This is a genomic window from Anatilimnocola floriformis, from assembly GCF_024256385.1.
In the GTDB taxonomy this organism is placed as follows: domain Bacteria; phylum Planctomycetota; class Planctomycetia; order Pirellulales; family Pirellulaceae; genus Anatilimnocola; species Anatilimnocola floriformis.
The window spans coordinates 1,243,415-1,259,951 of the sequence record NZ_JAMLFW010000002.1 but is presented as its reverse complement, the minus strand read 5'-3'; the positions used below and the strand labels follow the sequence as shown (position 1 = coordinate 1,259,951).

General features: G+C 58.6%; 18 protein-coding genes. 13 read left to right on the top strand and 5 right to left on the bottom strand.

Features of this window, described 5'->3' with window-relative positions:
• Window positions 1-140 precede the first annotated feature (140 nt).
• Window positions 141-1,391, top strand: a complete 1,251-nt coding sequence (locus M9Q49_RS29760) for a BBP7 family outer membrane beta-barrel protein (protein ID WP_254512940.1) — start codon at window positions 141-143, stop codon at window positions 1,389-1,391.
• A gap of 186 nt (window positions 1,392-1,577) precedes the next feature.
• Here the strand turns inward: M9Q49_RS29760 and M9Q49_RS29755 are convergent, their stop codons facing one another.
• Together M9Q49_RS29755 and M9Q49_RS29750 are read right to left on the bottom strand one after the other, a co-directional pair.
• Window positions 1,578-2,438: an alpha/beta hydrolase-fold protein gene (locus M9Q49_RS29755; RefSeq protein WP_254512939.1), complete on the bottom strand. Its 861-nt coding sequence runs from the start codon at window positions 2,436-2,438 to the stop codon at window positions 1,578-1,580.
• Window positions 2,422-4,368 (bottom strand): sigma-54-dependent Fis family transcriptional regulator, encoded by a 1,947-nt coding sequence (locus M9Q49_RS29750; RefSeq protein ID WP_254512938.1) that lies wholly within the window; start codon window positions 4,366-4,368, stop codon window positions 2,422-2,424. The genes M9Q49_RS29755 and M9Q49_RS29750 overlap by 17 nt, the downstream gene beginning before the upstream one ends.
• 225 nt (window positions 4,369-4,593) lie before the next feature.
• On the opposite strand from M9Q49_RS29750, the gene M9Q49_RS29745 reads away from it, so the two are divergent.
• From M9Q49_RS29745 to M9Q49_RS29730, 4 genes are all read left to right on the top strand, one after another.
• Entirely contained in the window at window positions 4,594-5,454 is an 861-nt protein-coding gene (locus M9Q49_RS29745; protein ID WP_254512937.1) for an enoyl-ACP reductase FabI, read from the top strand.
• A 92-nt stretch (window positions 5,455-5,546) separates the two neighbouring features.
• Window positions 5,547-5,783: a type II toxin-antitoxin system Phd/YefM family antitoxin gene (locus M9Q49_RS29740; protein WP_254512936.1), complete on the top strand. Its 237-nt coding sequence runs from the start codon at window positions 5,547-5,549 to the stop codon at window positions 5,781-5,783.
• The gene (locus M9Q49_RS29735) at window positions 5,780-6,166 is read left to right on the top strand and encodes a type II toxin-antitoxin system VapC family toxin (protein ID WP_254512935.1); all 387 of its coding nucleotides are present in this window, start codon (window positions 5,780-5,782) and stop codon (window positions 6,164-6,166) included. The genes M9Q49_RS29740 and M9Q49_RS29735 overlap by 4 nt, the downstream gene beginning before the upstream one ends.
• Window positions 6,167-6,307: 141 nt before the next feature.
• Window positions 6,308-8,305, top strand: coding sequence for an ABC transporter ATP-binding protein (locus M9Q49_RS29730; protein WP_254512934.1), 1,998 nt, complete (start codon window positions 6,308-6,310; stop codon window positions 8,303-8,305).
• Window positions 8,306-8,366: 61 nt separating this feature from the next.
• Here M9Q49_RS29730 and M9Q49_RS29725 read toward each other — a convergent pair whose 3' ends face one another.
• Window positions 8,367-8,540, bottom strand: a complete 174-nt coding sequence (locus M9Q49_RS29725; protein ID WP_254512933.1) for a hypothetical protein — start codon at window positions 8,538-8,540, stop codon at window positions 8,367-8,369.
• 58 nt (window positions 8,541-8,598) lie between these two features.
• On the opposite strand from M9Q49_RS29725, the gene M9Q49_RS29720 reads away from it, so the two are divergent.
• Together M9Q49_RS29720 and M9Q49_RS29715 are read left to right on the top strand one after the other, a co-directional pair.
• Window positions 8,599-8,946: a hypothetical protein gene (locus M9Q49_RS29720; RefSeq protein WP_254508352.1), complete on the top strand. Its 348-nt coding sequence runs from the start codon at window positions 8,599-8,601 to the stop codon at window positions 8,944-8,946.
• On the top strand, window positions 8,907-9,539 hold the full coding sequence (locus tag M9Q49_RS29715) for an IS630 family transposase (RefSeq protein ID WP_254508353.1): 633 nt from the start codon (window positions 8,907-8,909) through the stop codon (window positions 9,537-9,539). The genes M9Q49_RS29720 and M9Q49_RS29715 overlap by 40 nt, the downstream gene beginning before the upstream one ends.
• On the opposite strand, the gene M9Q49_RS29710 is transcribed toward M9Q49_RS29715, so the two are convergent.
• A complete protein-coding gene (locus M9Q49_RS29710; RefSeq protein WP_254512932.1) occupies window positions 9,511-10,539 on the bottom strand; it encodes a hypothetical protein in 1,029 nt (342 codons plus the stop codon). The two genes, M9Q49_RS29715 and M9Q49_RS29710, sit on opposite strands and share 29 nt — an antisense overlap.
• A 253-nt stretch (window positions 10,540-10,792) precedes the next feature.
• On the opposite strand from M9Q49_RS29710, the gene M9Q49_RS29705 reads away from it, so the two are divergent.
• Genes M9Q49_RS29705 through M9Q49_RS29695 form a run of 3 tightly spaced genes read left to right on the top strand, consistent with a single transcriptional unit; the run spans window position 10,793 to window position 13,293 of the window.
• Window positions 10,793-11,392: an RNA polymerase sigma factor gene (locus tag M9Q49_RS29705; protein ID WP_254512931.1), complete on the top strand. Its 600-nt coding sequence runs from the start codon at window positions 10,793-10,795 to the stop codon at window positions 11,390-11,392.
• Window positions 11,389-12,093: a hypothetical protein gene (locus tag M9Q49_RS29700; protein ID WP_254512930.1), complete on the top strand. Its 705-nt coding sequence runs from the start codon at window positions 11,389-11,391 to the stop codon at window positions 12,091-12,093. Before M9Q49_RS29705 ends, M9Q49_RS29700 begins: the two co-directional genes overlap by 4 nt.
• Before the next feature lie 3 nt (window positions 12,094-12,096).
• A complete protein-coding gene (locus M9Q49_RS29695; protein ID WP_315861212.1) occupies window positions 12,097-13,293 on the top strand; it encodes a cysteine desulfurase family protein in 1,197 nt (398 codons plus the stop codon).
• On the opposite strand, the gene M9Q49_RS29690 is transcribed toward M9Q49_RS29695, so the two are convergent.
• Window positions 13,290-13,457 carry a hypothetical protein gene (locus tag M9Q49_RS29690; RefSeq protein WP_254512928.1) on the bottom strand — a complete coding sequence of 56 codons (168 nt, stop codon included), beginning with the start codon at window positions 13,455-13,457 and terminating at the stop codon, window positions 13,290-13,292. The two genes, M9Q49_RS29695 and M9Q49_RS29690, sit on opposite strands and share 4 nt — an antisense overlap.
• Between M9Q49_RS29690 and M9Q49_RS29685 the strand changes: the two genes are divergently transcribed.
• From M9Q49_RS29685 to M9Q49_RS29675, 3 genes are all read left to right on the top strand, one after another.
• Entirely contained in the window at window positions 13,456-14,526 is a 1,071-nt protein-coding gene (locus tag M9Q49_RS29685; protein WP_254512927.1) for a helix-turn-helix domain-containing protein, read from the top strand. The two genes, M9Q49_RS29690 and M9Q49_RS29685, sit on opposite strands and share 2 nt — an antisense overlap.
• Window positions 14,527-14,917: 391 nt before the next feature.
• Window positions 14,918-16,036: a DNA polymerase III subunit beta gene (gene dnaN / locus M9Q49_RS29680; RefSeq protein ID WP_254512926.1), complete on the top strand. Its 1,119-nt coding sequence runs from the start codon at window positions 14,918-14,920 to the stop codon at window positions 16,034-16,036.
• 29 nt (window positions 16,037-16,065) lie between these two features.
• Window positions 16,066-16,461, top strand: a complete 396-nt coding sequence (locus tag M9Q49_RS29675; RefSeq protein ID WP_254512925.1) for a DUF721 domain-containing protein — start codon at window positions 16,066-16,068, stop codon at window positions 16,459-16,461.
• The last annotated feature ends 76 nt before the right edge of the window (window positions 16,462-16,537 follow it).

Here is a 16,537-nt window from a genome sequence, read left to right as displayed (position 1 = left end):
ATCCTTTACCACGTTTACTCAATCTCTGCGGCGAGCATATCCGATACTACCGTCACGAGCGGAAAAAAGGTTTCCGCGTGGAACGTCCTATACCCCCGGACGAGAAGCCAACGGAACGCAACTCCGAAGGTGCATTAATTATGTCGCTGAAACGAACAAAGAAGTGGTTCCTGGCGATCCTGGCGTCGATGGGCGCAGCCTTCGCCGGCATGACGCCGAGCGCCAAGGCGGAACCTGCCTATCCAGCCTCAGCCCCGACGGTTCAGCTGGAACGCTGGTCGCCGTTCACCGAGCCTGACCACTTCGGTCCGGACCTGCAGTTCTTTGCGCCATTCGATGCATCGGACTACGGTGGTGGAGATCCGCCGAATATCGGCTTCTTCTTCAACTACACGCGGTTGTACTGGAACATCCAGCGGCCGTCGCAGCGACCGATTAATCGAGTCGGCTTTGAGCAGGACTTCGCGGCCGGGCTCAATAACGATCAGATCAAGACGCTGGGCATGATCGGTTTCACGGGTGATCGCCAGACGGGTTACGATGGCGACTTTACCTGGGGCAATCGCTATGATTTCGGTTACATGACCGAAGACGACCACGGCTGGTATGCATCGCATACGCACGTCGCTGGTCCCGCCGAAAGCTTGCGAGTGCGGCAGGAACGTATCAACCGGATCAACCCCGATGATACTCCGCCGACCAATCCCGACCCGATTCTGCAGGACCGCAATCCACGGTACTACGATCTGTATGCCACGTTGAATGCGGCTCGCTTCTCGAACATTGAGCTCAACAAGGTTTGGCGGAAGAAAGACTTCCACCTGGGCGGTGTGCTCGAACCATTCGTCGGGGCTCGGTACATGACCTTCAAGGACATCTATCGCCAGGATGGATACGGCCGATATGCTCTGGATCCAGACAACTTCCCAGACCTCAACGTGCCGACGCCAGACGGCCCGGTGGAAGTGCGGGTGGTTGATCGGGCCCACTTCGAGAACAACATGCTCGGTGGTCACATTGGGTTCCGGCACTTCTATGAGAAGGCCCACTGGAAACTGCAAAGCGAATTCCGAATGTTTGCCTGCCATAACTTCCAGTACCTGACGCGGTACCAGGACCAGACTGTAACCAACTACGGGGATGCGAACGGTACTGACGTAGTGTATGAACTGCGGAACCGGGCCCGTGCCTTTGACCGCAGCGATGAGTTCACCTGGGGTGGTGAAGTACGCGTCGAAGCAGCCTATGCTCTGACCCGCGACATCGGCTTCCGCTTTGGCTTGACCGTGATGAACTTCGCCGACGGCATTGGCCGCGGCAACGACATCCGCGACAACACCGAAGGCCTGACGATGGCTGGTTTGAATATCGGTTTCGAAATCAACCGCTAAGCAACTCAGTCAGCGACAATCCACGCAAGGCGGTTCGCAAGAACCGCCTTGTTCGTTTTCTTGATAGGTTTGAGAGGATCGCACGTTCCTCGTAGGCCGGACCATTGGTCCGGCCAGGTGCCGCTACCGAAGTTTGGCTCGATACCGCTTCTTAGACGGACCAATGGTCCGTCTTACTGAAAAAAGCTACATCAACCGACGTTGTTCTGCTTGCAGCCGATCAACGAGGTACTCGATCGCCCGCGGCGCCATGCGGTTGTAATACTCAAAGCCATGGCCACCGCCGCTGGTTTCCAGATCGCACTCGTGCGGCACGCCGAGCGAGTAGAGTTTCATCCGCAAGCGATCGGCGCTGTTCCACCAGCGGAAGTCTTCCGGATCGCAGCAAAAGAACTGATTCCGCGGCCAATTGAGCGGATGAACGTGCAGCAAAGCGGTATCCTGCCGGGCAGCTTCGGGATCGGCGTACATCTGCGGGATCGTCTCGTCCCCTTCGTTGTAGCGCAGGTAATAGTCGATCGCCGGTGAGATCGCGGCAACCACCGGAAACTGATTCGGAAATTTATATGCCAGCCGAAGTGCGCCTTGCCCTCCCATGCTGGTGCCGAGCAGCGCGATCTTCGTTGGCCGCGGCGGCGATAGTTGACCCGGTTGCGCGCCATAGCGCTCGGTGATCCACGGCACGACGTTTTGCAACAGATGTTGCTGCGCGGTGATCTTCGGATCGAATTCGTTGCAGATGATGTCAGTCCACCAGCTCCGCTGCGTGAACGGCGACACCACGGTCAAACCATGCTTGGCAAACAGCTCGACGAAAACGCTTTTGTCGACCAGGCGATTCAGATGCACGCCATGCAAATAAAGCACGACAAAGCCCTGCGGATGCCGCACCGCGGGTTCAAAAACATCGGCGGGATGCCCACCGATTGAAAGCTCATGCCATTGGCCGTTCAAAGTCATCTCCTGCGAATTAGTGTAGTCATCACGCTCCGCGTGGTGCATCGCCACACGGAGTGTGGCGACTACACTGTTACTCTTCCACCACATCCATCTCCAGCTGCCGCATCTTGCGATACAAGTTCGAGCGATGCAGGCCGAGTCGCTCCGCCGCGGCAGTCATGTTGCCACGGCAGGCTTCGATGTGACGCTTGATGTATTCGGTTTGAAATCGCTGCGTCGCGTCGGTCAGCGGCGCATCGAGCGACAGCGCGCCAGCCGCTGTTGCTGCCGGAGAAAGGATGAACGCCAAGTCCGGCGCGTCGAGCTTGTCGTTGTCATCCGGCGCGAGATAGGCGAGACGCTCCATCAAATTCCGCAACTCGCGGACGTTCCCCGGCCAGGCGTGCGACAGCAGACGTTTCTTCGCCGCAGTGGTGAACTTCACCACTCGTCGCCGTGCTTGCAGGCAGAAGTGCCGCAGAAAGTGCTCGGCCAGCGTAACGATGTCATCGCCGCGCTCACGCAGTGGCGGCATATCGACGGTCACTACGCACAGACGGAAATAGAGATCTTCGCGAAACTTTTTCTGCCGCACGAGATCGGCCAGGTTTTGATTTGTCGCCGCCAGGACGCGCGCGTTGCTCGCAATATTCGTCGAGCCGCCGACGCGAACCACGATTTTTTCTTCGAGCACGCGCAGCAATTTCGCCTGGCCGCCGAGGCTCATGTCGCCGATCTCGTCGAGAAAGAGCGTACCCCTGGAAGCCAATTCGAATTTGCCTTGGCGAGTCTCGCGAGCGTCCGTAAACGCCCCTTTTTCATGGCCGAAGAGCTCGCTCTCAAGGAGCGTTTCGGTGATCGCCGCGCAGTTGACGGCGACGAACGGCTCCGCGCGGCGGCGGCTGCCGTAATGAATCATCTGCGCGACGACTTCCTTGCCGGTGCCGTTTTCGCCGAGTATCAACACGGCGAGATCCGTATCGGCAACGCGACGAATGGTCGAACGCAGCGCTTGCACTTGCGGGCAATCGCCGATCATCTGCACCCGACCGGCGGCATCGTCGGTGATCTGCTTGCGCGAGTGGAGCAGCTCTTCGACTTGCTGCGTGTTCTCCAGCGCGATGGCAGCGTGCGCGGCGAGCTCTTGGAGCGCTTCCAGATCGCTGTCGGAAAAGTTACCGCCGATTTTATTGATGACTTCAAACGCGCCGAAGAGTTCGCCGCCGCGGCCCCGCAACGGCACACACAGCAGCGACCGCGTGTGAAACTTTAGCTGCTGATCGACACGCCGATCGACTTCGCCTTGCTCGGCAGCGACGTCTTCATCGACGCGCCGCGATTGCCCGCTGTGAACCACTTGCCCGACAACGCCGACATGATCGGGAATTTTCAACTCGTTCCCGGTCACACCCAGCGCCGGCCTGCCGACGAGTGTCTTCGTCGCACGATCCCACAAAAAGATCGTTGCTCGCTCCGCATGCAACAGCCGAGTCGAGGTTGCGGCCATCTGTTCGAGCAGCGGTTGCATCTCATGCGTCTGTTGCCAACGGGCAGCGATTTCCAAAATCGCCTGCAGCCGGAGCATGCGCTGATCTTGTCGTTCGCGCTCACGGACGGCAGCCAGCGCCGTTTGCAACCAACCGGCCAATGTTTCAAGTGCATCGCCCGGCTCGGGTCGTTCCAGCCAGGTTCGATACGCGGCGAGGACTTCGCCCGTGCCACTCCGCGGCGCAAGAGGCGCGATGTACCACTGGCGTTTCAGTTGTGGCTGATCATCATCGAGCACTTCAGCGAGCAAGTCCTGCGGCAACGGCCGTTCGGGGCCAGAAGCGCCAAGGACTCGCCATTTTCCTTTTTCCCCTTTGACCAGGGCCAGATAATCGCCACCGAGAGCCTGACAAACCAGCGGCAAGGCGATCTTCAAAAAAGCCGCCGGCGACGATTCGAGCGCCGCCGCATAGAACAGCTGCGAAGCCGTTTCGGCCAGCGCAGGATGCGACTCAAGGCTTTGAAGCGGCGTGCGCGGAGTTTTGGCCATGAAATTTCAACCTGTTCTGTCGTCAACCCGATAGCGCTTATCGTAAGTAAGTGTGTTCAAATCGAAAAGTCTGGCATGGTCGATTTCGGCAAGTTGGGGTATTCTGCGAGCGCTGTTTCACTGCATTACTCCCTCGCCTCGGTGCTCCGGGGAGAGGGTTGGGGTGAGGGGCCGGGCCGCCAGAAACTTCGGCCGTCCCTCGAGACGTAGAACAAGGTTTAAGCAATGGGCATATTCGAAGGCAAAAAAGGTCTCATCCTCGGCGTCGCCAACGATCGGTCGATCGCCTGGTACATCGCCAAGTTCATCATGGATCAGGGCGGCGTGTGCGGCTTCACTCACCTGGCCGACGCCGATGAAGCAAAGCAAAAGAAAAATCGCCACCGCGTCGAAAAGTGCGTCGAGCAATATCCCGAGCAGACGAAATTCCTGGTGCCGCTCGATGCCCAGAGCGATCAAAGCATCGCTGAGGTGATGGCCACGGCGAAGAAGGAATTCGGCGAGATCGACTTTCTCCTCCACAGCATCGCCTTCGCCAAACTCGACGATCTGAAGGTCGATTCGATCGCCACCTCGCGTGACGGTTTCAAGCTGGCGATGGACATCAGCGCCTATAGCTTGCTCGCCGTTTGCAACGCGGCTAAGGACATCCTCAAGAAGGCCAAGGTTGACGACAAGCGCGAAGAAGTGCTCGAAGCTGGGGCGTCGGTCCTCACGCTGACGTATTACGGCGGCGAGCGCATCGTGCCGGGCTACAACGTGATGGGCATTTGCAAAGCAGCCCTCGAATCGTGCATGAAATACGCTGCCTACGACCTGGGCATCGACGGCATCCGCGTGAACGCGCTCAGCGCCGGCCCACTGAAGACGCTCGCTGGTTCTGCCGCTGGTGTCGGTGAGTTCCAACCCGTCTACAAGCAAATGGCGCCACTTCAACGGATCGTCACGCACGAAGAAGTGGGCCGCACCGGCGGTTTCCTCCTATCGACCATGTCCGACGGCATCACGGCCGAAACGGTGCATGTCGACGGCGGTTATTCCGAAATGGGCACGCCGGGCCGGCTGCTCGATAAGTATCGGGCGTAAGGAACGCTTCGGGGCAAAGCTTGAAGGAGCAAGCTACCGCTGCGAAAATAGATTGAGGACGCTCAGTTCACACCTTGCGCAGCGTATTGTCCATGACCACCACCGTTTCACTCGATGAAGCCGCCGCCAATCTGAAAGAACTCATTGGCGGCTTGGCTCGTGGCGATGAGATTGTGATCACGAAGGATCAGCAGGTCATTGCCAAGATTACTTCGGAAGCTCCCCGCCGAGGCACTCGCGCCGCGCCGGGTTTCGGCAAAGATTCGATCGTCTACATCGCGCCTGACTTTGATGCGCCCCTGGAGGAATTCCGGGAGTATATGGAGTGAAGCTCCTGCTCGACACGCATACCTTCCTTTGGCTTGCGCAAGGAAGTGCGCAACTGAGTTCACCTGCAAACGCGGCAATTGCGGACCCGCAAAACGAACTCTATCTCAGTGTTGCTTCCATCTGGGAAATCGCAATCAAAGTTGGTATCGGGAAGTTTGTCATCAACGGGCAATTGGACTTGGTCATCGATCAATGGCTGGAGGCCAGTGAGATTCGGTTGCTGGACATTCGCAAAGAACACGTTTTGTTCGTTGCCAACCTCCCAGCACTTCATCGCGATCCCTTCGATCGCCTCCTAATCTCCCAAGCACTTTGCGAGCAATTAACGCTCGTCAGTGACGATTCTCAATTCCAGCCATACGCGGTGCCATTGATCTGGTAATCGGCCACTCTTCCGACCTTGGCGAAATTGCCCGGTTTTGCTAAAAGCTTCACTGTCCCGCAAGATTGCGCATTGGTCCTGCTAGCAGTTCGGTCGCGCGGGTTCGATCACGGATGGTCGCCAGTCAGCAGCGGAAGCGTCATGAGGAATTTTCTCCGCGTCATGCAACTCACCTTGCGGAGGCGGTTGACCTTTGCGCTGACCGTTACATGCGCGCTCTTCGTCGCCCTCTTCTGGGGCTCGAATCTTGGTCTCGTGAAGCCCATCGTCGATATCACCTTCAGCGGCAAATCGCCGCACAAGTGGGCCGATGACGAAGTGCTCGAAGCCGCCCAGCGAGTGCATGATCTCGAAAAAAAGATCGCCGATGAACAACTGCAACTTCCTCTCGCGACGGCTGCCGAGCGTGCGGACATTCGCAAGCAACTCGACGCCGATCAGCTGCAACTCGTCAGTGAACGTCTCGGTCTGAAGCAAGCCGAAGCCTATCATCCCTGGATCGTCCGCTACTTACCCGACAGCTCGTTCTGGGCCCTCGCGCTGCTGATGGGCATCTTGTGCACCGTCACCGTCGTCAAAGATGGGTTCCTCGCCGGCCATATGATTCTCGTCGAACGCCTGGCTCAACTCAGCGCGTTTGATCTGCGCGCCAAGCTGATGCGGAAAACGCTTGGCCGCGAGCTTGAAGCCTTTGGCAACGATCGCAGCAGCGATCTACTATCGCGCTTTACCACCGATGTCTCCAGCGTCACGGCTGCGGTCAACGCAATGTTTGGCCGTGTGTTGCTTGAGCCTCTCAAGATGCTCGCCTGCCTCATCGGCGCCGCGCTGATCTGTTGGCGGTTGCTGATCGTGTCGCTCATTGTCGCGCCGCTGGCCGGATACGTCGCCTACAAATTGGCGCAGTCGCTCAAGCGAGCCAACCGCCGCGCGATGGAACAAATGTCGCAGCTCTATAACCGCATCACCGAATCGCTCACCGGCATTCAAGCGGTCAAAGCGTTCGGCATGGAACGCTACGAAAGCCGCCGCTTTCATGAAGCCAGCAAAGACTATTTCTTCAAAGCCATTCGCATCGCGGTCTACAACGCCGGCGCCCGCACTAGCGCCGAACTGATGGGCACGATCATCATCTCCCTCGCGATTCTGTGTGGCGCTTACCTGGTTCTCAATCAGCAAACGACGCTGCTGGGAATCAAGATCATGGAACGGCCGCTGAGTTCTGGATCGCTGCTCGCGTTTTACGCTCTGCTGGCCGGCATCAGCGATCCTGCGCGAAAGCTGGCCGATGTTTTCAACTACATTCAGCGTGGCCTGGCCGCTGCCGATCGCGTTTATGAAGTGCTCGACGCCAAGTCGAAGATCGTCGATCCGCCAAAGGCCGAACGCCTGGCCAATCCACAGCCCGAAGTGGTTTTCGACAATGTCTCGTTCCACTACAAAGCGGGCAATCCGGTTCTGAAAAACATCAGCTTCCGCATTCCCTACGGCAAGACCGTCGCCGTCGTGGGCCCTAATGGCTGCGGCAAAAGCACGCTCATCAGCCTGCTCCTCCGCTTCTACGATCCCGTGGAAGGGAGCATTCGACTCGACCATCTCGACCTGCGACAAATGCGGCAGCAAGATCTGCGCTCGCGGATAGGCCTCGTCGCGCAGCAAGCCATGCTCTTCGACGACACGGTTATCGCCAACATTCGCTACGGCTCGCCCCAAGCGACCGATGCCGAAGTGATCGAAGCCGCAACCAAGGCCCACGCGCATCGCTTCATTACCGAGAAACTCGAGAAGGGTTATCAGACCGTGGTCGGCGAACGAGGGGGCAAACTCTCGGGCGGTCAGCGGCAACGCATCTTGCTAGCCCGCGCCATTCTCCGAGATCCAGCCATCCTCATTCTCGACGAAGCTACCAGCCAGATCGACCTCGAGAGCGAACAACTGATCCATCGCGTCTTGGAACAATTTACCCGCGGCCGCACCACACTGATGATCACGCACCGCGTGGCCTCACTGGCCCTCGCCGACGAAGTGCTGGTTCTCGACGGCGGCCGAGTCCTCGACATCGGCACGCACGAAGAACTCATCGGCCGCTGCGAACTCTATCGCCGGTTGTACCACCTGGGCTTTAAAGCCACGGCTTAGAGTGGTCGAGAGTGCGGTTTTCATCGCCCGTAGGGTTAATGCCGCGGGTTATGAAGGTGACCTACTTCCCGACTTCCAGCGTCTCATACTTAAAGCTCGGCCCGATCGTGGCGTGGGTTTTGCCTTCTTGAAAGTTGCTGGGGAAGGCCATCGCTTTGTGCGGGAAAGTGTAGCGGCGGCCGAGGGGTTCGAGGTGCGGGCTGTAGTCGAGGGTTAGTGCGTTTCCATGACCCATCTAGCGCCAGGTGGGCAAGGTCGGTAACTTAGGGATCATCTCAAGGAGGTGTGGTCTGATGGAACCGATTGCCGTGGAAATTCGCACCGAGATTCTTGCCGCTTGCGATGCTGGCGAGGGCACACGCATCGTCGCCGTACGCTACGGCGTGTCGGAGTCGTGGGTGCGACGCGTGAAGCAGCAGCGTCGCGAATCGAATCAGCTTGGCCCGAAGACGGCAGCGCCGCGGCAGCCCGAGTGGAAGGCGTGGGGCGATTGGTTGGTGGCGAAAGTCACGGCTCAGCCGGACATTTATTTGCGCGAGCTGCAGGCGGAACTCAAGGCCGAGCGCGGCGAAGAAGTTTGTTTGATGACGATCTGCAATGCGTGTCGCGCGCTCGAGCTCACGCGAAAAAAAAGACGCTGATTGCGAGCGAGCATGATCGTCCGGATGTTGTCGAGAAGCGCGAGAAGTGGCGCGCTGAGCAGCAAACCATTCCTCCCGAAAAAGCAGTTTTCATCGATGAAACGTGGGCCAAAACTTGTATGACGCGGACCTATGGGCGTTCGCTCATTGGTACGCGACTGATCGAAAAAGTTCCCAGCGGCCGTTGGGAAACAACGACGTTTCTCGGTGCGATGCGAGCCGAAGGATTTATCGCGCCGCTGACAGTCGAAGGAGCCATTAACGGCGAGCTGTTTCTTTCTTGGGTGCGGAAAGAACTATCGCCGGTGTTGCGGCCTGGCGACATTGTCGTGATGGATAATCTCTCCAGCCACAAAGTGGCCGGCGTCCGCGAAGCGATTGAAGCCGTAGGTGCCGAGGTGCGTTACTTGCCGCCGTACTCACCCGACTTGAACCCGATCGAACTGGCGTTCGCGAAGTTCAAAAAGCTACTGCGCGATGGCGCGCGACGCACCGTCGAAAAACTTTGGGAGCTATGCGGCACACTGCTCGATGAATTCACCGAGCAGGAGTGCCGCAACTACTTCAAGCACTGCGGCTACCGCTACACCTAAGATGGAAACGCACTAGGCCGCCGGGGTTGACCATGCTGACGGTAGTGTCGGAGGGGTCGGCATAGTGGGCGACGATGGCATAACGGCGGTCGGCGCGGAGGCGGGTGCGCGGCACGGGGACGAGGCGGAACTCGCCGGCGAGCGGGGCTTTTTCGCCGTCGGGAATGGTTTCGAGGACGAGCGGCTTTTGGTTTTCTTCGATGTCGTAGATGGCCACTTCGTGCGGCATGGCGAGGCCGTAGGGCTTGCGGTCGTACAGGGCGAGATGCGTGACGGTGATGTCGGCTTTGGTTTTGAACTCCCAGCCGCAGATTAAATTGGGCCCGCCGCCAGCGACACCGCCGGGCGTGACCTTCACGGCGTCGAAGCTGCGGGCCAAGTCGAGGGGCAGGTCCTTTTTGTCGAGACGGGCCAACAGCACCCGGCCAAGATCTTGCTTGGACTTGTCGGCATGCTTGGTGAGATCGACGACAACAGCGCGGTCACTTTCTTGCACGGTCGCCAGCAGCGCGGCGAGCACTTCGCCGCGCGACTCAGCCGTTTCGAGTTGATGATAAGCCTTGATTAGCAAGGGCGCGCCGACGAGGAGCTTTTGCTGCGTGATGACCTCGAGCGCGGCGGAGAGGGTTTTGTCGCTTTGCGGCTGGACGAGCTTCAGCAGTCGGTCGGCCCGCCAGGCTCGTTCGGCGTCGTCTCCTTTAGTGGCTTTTGTCAGCGCGGCGATCGGCAGCGGCACCACATCGGCGAGGGCTTTGGAGGCTTTTTCACGCGTCGCAAATTCTTCGGCTCCCAGATCTGCGATCAATTTGGCAACGGTCTTTTGCAGTTCGCCGCCAGTGAACTCGCGAAGATATTGCTGCAGACCCTCGGTCGTCGGTTCGATGCCGAGTGCGCGCAGACGGGCTGCCGCTTCGGACGCCGGCTGAGCGCTGGCAGGCGCAAGCAAGACCGCCAAAAAGAGCCAGGCGACGGCGAACATCGAGCCGAGTTTTGTGGTCATGAGAAGAGTTCCAGACTGTCGGCTTTCACTCCGTGAGAGCACGCGTCCTCTCGTGGGAGCGAATTGGCACAATGTATTGTGATCGATCGCAGGGCGGGATGCTATCGTATCAAGACGGTGACCAAGTAGCCGAATTCGCCAGAATTCGGATGGCAAACTCTGGCTCGACAGGTTCTGAATTCTGGCGAATTCAGCTACATCCAGGCAGCGAGACTTCACTGAGCGATCAGCGGCTGTGATAGAATAATGTTCGATGTCCGAGCCGAATTCCATTCCCGATGGTTCGCTGATCGCCGCGGCACTCGCTGGCGATGAGGCTGCGTTCGCGCAGTTGGCTCGGCGCTATCAAGGGCCGCTGCAACATGCCGCGCGGAGCCGGCTGACCGATCGGCAGTTGGCCGAAGATGCCGTGCAAGAGGCACTGCTGAATGCGTTTCGTTGGCTGCATACTTACGATTCGCGCTACAGCTTTCGGACTTGGCTGTGGACGATTCTGCTGAACCAATGCACGCGGATCGCGCAGCGGCGAAGCAAGTTGCCGGCAACCACGGAAGAGCCGAAAGAGGAACGCCAGGCGGAGGCTTCGCCGGTGGAACTGCTCCTCGCTCGCGAAAGCGCCGATCGATTGCATGCGCTCCTCGCGCGACTGCCCGATACACAAGCCGATGCGCTCCGGCTGCGATTTTTTGGCGGACTGAAGTTTGAAGAAATTGCGCAGGCGATGGAATGCAGTGTGAGTGGCGCGAAGAACCGCGTGCGGTTGGGACTGACGCAGTTGGCTGCGTGGTTGAATCCCAAGCCGCTCGCGAACACTGGCGAAAGAACAGCTGACCTGGCTGGAGATTCTCGATGAAACTCCTGATTCATTGCGACGAAGTTTTCGACATCCTCACCCGCGGGCCGTTCCCGTCTGGGCACGAGAGCGATCCCGCCGTTGAGCACCACTTGCGGTCGTGTCACGACTGCCGGCAATTGGCCGAAGCGCTCCGACCCGCGGTCGAACTATTTCATGAGTGCCTGTCGAAAGAAGAAGTCGCCGACCTGCCGGAATACCACGGCGACGTCACCCCCATGACGCAACCGTTCACGCGTCGCTTGCCCCAGACAATGGCCGAGGTGCAACTGCCGTCGGAAAACACGCCCCGGCATGATCATCCCACGGCTCAACGGTGGATGATGTTCTTGCAAGGCGCGATTGCGATGGCGCTTACGATTGTCGTCGTCATGCTCGTCATGAGTTTTGGCAATAGCTCTCGCAATATGAAAAACGGCAGCGGCGGTGGCGAGCGAATTGTCACCGTGCCGACCGCGAATACTTCGGCTGAGGCAGCCCGGCAGTTGCTGGCTTTGAAACTTCCTGCCGCTTGTTGGTTGGATCAGAATTTCCCGCGAACTCGCCACACGGGCCCAATTGCTCAGCAAATTGCCGAAGCCCTCGATATGCATGAAATCGCCTGTTGCACGCGGTGTCACAAAGAAAATCGCTCGCATTCGCCTTCGATGACGCAGGTTGCGACGCTGCAGCAGAGTTGCTTGATTTGTCATAAGGGTTGAGGCGTGGGAGGCGAGTGGCGAGAGGCGGGAGGCGGGAGTAAGTCCATTTACTTGGACAATAACGCCACCACTCCGCTTGATCCGCGCGTGCTCGAGGCCATGACGAAAGTCTGGCGCGATTGCGGCGCTAACCCGGCGAGTCCGCATTCCTTCGGTCGCGCCGCTCGGCGGTTGGTGGAAGAATCGCGCGAAGGAATTCTCGCACTGCTCGGCGCTCGCACCACAGGCATGGCCGCCGATAAATTGATCTTCACCAGCGGCGGCACCGAGGCGAATCATCTGGCGCTGCATGGTTTGCTGACTGAGCCTGACCGCGGCCTGGCGATTTCTGCATTAGAACATCCCAGCATTCAAGCTACCGCTGAACAGCTTCGCTCGCGCGGAGTGCGCGTGCAGCGTATTCCGGTGTTGAGTTCTGGATTGATTGATCTGGCCTCGATCGAGCAACTGCTTGTCGACGAAGCAACTCGGCCGCAGTTGATGAGCCTGATGCTTGCCAGCAACGAGACGGGCGTTTTGCAGCCGGTGGCTGAAGTGAGTCGACTCGCGGCTAGCTCACAGGTGCTCGTTCACAGCGATGCGGTGCAAGCGATCGGCAAGACTGATGTGCAATTTCACTCGCTAAGTGTCGTCGCGTTGACGGTGGTTCCGCATAAGTTTCACGGCCCCATCGGCATCGGCGGTCTATTGCTGCGAAATGATGTACAACTACAGCCACAATTGTTTGGTGGATTTCAGCAAGGCGCGCTGCGGCCTGGCACGGAGAGCGCAGCACTGGCGGTCGGTTTTCATCGTGCGCTGAATCTGGCGATCTCCGAGCGCGAGATTCGCTGCTTGAGAATGAAACAATTGCGCGATCAGTTTGAAGCTACTATCCAAACAGAAATTAAGTCTGCCGTGGTTGTTAGCCAAAATATTTTGCGTACTCCGAACACAACGTGTATCAGTTTTCCGATGCTCGATCGCCAGGCTCTCGTAATGGCACTCGATCTGGCCGGCGTGGCTTGTTCAACCGGTTCCGCGTGTGCTAGCGGGTCGAGCGAACCCTCGCCGTCGCTCGTGGCGATGGGGCTACCCGCGGCGGTAATTTCCAGCGCACTCCGCTTCAGCTTGAGTGCGTTGACGACGACGGCCGAAATTGCCGACGCGGCTGAGCGTATCATCAATACTGTCAAGCGGTTACAACCGACGAGAAACTAGTCGAAATCTGTCCACAAGTCCTCGTATTGAGATGCCGAATCCGCTACAATTCGGGGACGATTTTTTAGCTCAAAAGCAGCTTCTTTTTCCGGCCATTTTCGGCGAGTCAAGCGACGCGAAAAGGCCTGCTCGGACGGTTCGGTGATCAGCGGCATTTTAACCATGGCCAGCCCTTCGGCAGCGCGCACTGCGGTGCAATCGCGTACCGCAAATGGTAACAGCGAGCCGTTGTTGTTTGGTCCCGAGAATGCCCTCGTTCGCCGTCTCGAAAGTCTCGTTCACGAAGTGCAGCCGGCCGGCAATCCGCTGGTCTTCTGTGGCGGCAGTGGCACCGGCAAAACTAGCCTGGCCATGTTGCTCGTCGATCTGCGAGCTCAGCACCTGGGAACGAGTCAGGTCTTTCGCACCACCGGTGCCGACTTCGCTCGGGCGGCCAGCCATGCTCACGATACCGACTCGGTGACTGAATATCGCGGTCGCATGGGTCGAGCCGATGTGGTGCTGATTGACGATGTGCACAAGTTGGCCGGTCGGGCAACCGCGCTCGAAGAACTGCAGAACCGGCTCGATGGTTGGCTGCGACGTGGTTCGCTGGTGATTGTTACGCTCAAGCAACTGCCGGCCGAGACCGAGGGTTTGTCGCCGGGTGTGGTCAGCCGGTTATCGTGCGGCCTGTGTGTGCCGTTGTTGCCGCCGGAGGATGGAACCCGCTCAGCGCTCCTGGCGCACTATGCAGAGCGGGAACAGCTCACACTGCCAACCGATGCCCGCGAACGCCTCACTCAGCGTACGGCGGCTGCTCCGGCGTTTCTGACGGCTGCTTCGTTGCGGCATGCCTTGTTGCAATTGGCTCATCTATCGACCGAGAACAAATGCCCGATCGATGCCAGCCTGGTCGACGAATTGCTCGCCGAACATTTGCCCGATGAGAAAGCAACACTGCGACGCATTGCGTCTGCCGTGGCAAAGCATTTCGAGATCTCGCTCTCGTCGCTCAAGGGCGATTGTCGGCAACGAAACCTAGTCCTCGCCCGCGGCGTCGCCGTGCATCTGTCGCGGCAACTCACGTCGGCCAGCTTTGCCACGATTGGCGAATTGCTCGGCAAACGCGACCACACCACCATCCTGCATTCGGCCCGCAAGATCACCGAGCAGATCGATCAAGACTCGCAATTGCGGCAGCATGTGGAAGAACTACGACAGGAACTTTCCGCGAGCGAGGCCCGCGGATGAACCATGAAATTCAATGTGTCTACGTTCAGAAACGGGGCACATTTTGGGGAAAACTCGTCGATGGCTGTCGGTCCTGGCAGGCACAATTCTCGTTGATTTGCGGCTTGTTCGTTCAAGTTGCGACTCATCCACAACCTGCGGCCGTCATGCACAATCGTGCGACAGGCATTCGACTGTTTTTCCACGACGGTTGGCGATCGAATTTTCGAATGCAATCGCTGCCGCCCAAGGGAGTTGGGCGATGTGTCGGTGACTCTATCGACAGCGCAGCGGCTCGCTTTTCTACTACTGCTAAATTTTAAAGAACTTAAAAGACAATAGGCAACGCAAAAGGCGTGAGAGTGAACTTCACACCTTTTGAGCAAACTGAACACCAGGAAGGAATTCGACAGTGAAGATTCGTTGTGATCGTGAGAAGCTCCTCAATTCGTTTCAGACGGCAGCTCTCTTTGCACCTGCTCGCAGCCCGAAAGAGATTCTGCAGAACGTAAAGCTCGAAGTCGAAAAGGACGGAGCGACGTTCTCGGCCACCGATATGGAAGTGGGCGTGCGAGTGAACGTGGAAGGGGTCGAGGTCGACAAGGCCGGGAGCATCGTGTTGCCCGTGAGCCATGTGGGTGCGATCCTCCGCGAGAGCAGCGATGAATTCCTGACGATCGAATCGACCAGCCGTGGCACGGTGGTGAAGGGCGATCGCAGCGAGTTCAAACTCCCGAGCGCCGATCCGGAAGAGTTTCCCGAGGTCGCCAAGTTTGCCGAAGAGAAATATCACGTCATCGCGGCGCCGTTGTTTCGGCAGATCGTCAGCCGTACCGAGTTCGCCACCGATCTGGAGAGCAGCCGATATGCTCTGGGTGGCGTGTTGGTCGAACTCGACGAAAACAAGATCACCGCCGTTGGCACCGATGGCCGGCGGTTGTCGCGGATGGAAGGGCCCGCATCGTCGGTGGGTGGTCACAAGACGGGCGACACGATGACGATCATCCGCACGCAATCGATGCGACTGTTCAATCGTTCGGTGCAAGATTCCGATGGCGAAGTTCACCTGGCCGCTCGCGGCAACGATGTGCTTCTCCGCACGCCGCGGGCCACGTTTTATTCGCGGCTGGTCGAAGGTCGCTTTCCGCGTTGGCGCGATGTGTTTCCGAATCGCCGCGACATGCAGAAGATTCCGCTCACCGTCGGCCCGTTGCACGCGTGCTTGCGCCAGGCAGCCGTCGTGACGAACAACGACAGCCGCGGCATCGATTTCAGCTTCACGGCGGGCACGCTCACGCTCACGTCGTCGACGGCTGATATCGGTCAGGCTCAGGTCGAACTGCCCATCGCCTACGAAGGGCCAGCCATTGTGGTGACGCTCGATCACCGCTTTGTCTCGGACTTTTTGAAGGTGCTCGGCCCCGAGGCCAACATCATTCTCGAGATTGAGAATGGCGAAACGGCTGCCGTCTTTTCCGCCGATGACGACAAGTACGGATATGTCGTCATGCCGTTGTCGCGCGATCGCTAAGTGTGAGTCGCAACACAAGGAGGAGTTTAGTGCCGCCCAGGCCCCAGCCGCCACCAAAGAACGAAACCGAAGCCCAACAGGCCGAGCGTTACCTGCAAGACGACTATCGCCGGCGGCGCGTCCCCGTGCCGCAAGCGAAAAAGATGGGCGACGTCGTCGGTCAACTGCTGGTTAAGCGTGGCTACGCCAACGTGCAACAAGCGGCTTCGCTCGATGCGGTGTGGACCGCCGCGGTCGGTGAACGACTCGCTCCCCAAACCAAAGCCGGCCAGGTGAAGCGCGGCGTGCTGGAAGTCTTCGTTCTCAACTCTGCCGTCATGCAAGAACTAGCCTTCGTCAAAGCGAAGCTGGTGAAAACCCTGGCCACGACAGCAGCGGATCAAAAGATCAAGGACATCAAGTTCCGCGTGGGGAAACTGGGATGAGTGGGACGGCAGCAGGATCGCGTAGCACGAACCCCCAGGTTCGTGTGAGCGATTATCGAAAACACCAGAGACCAAA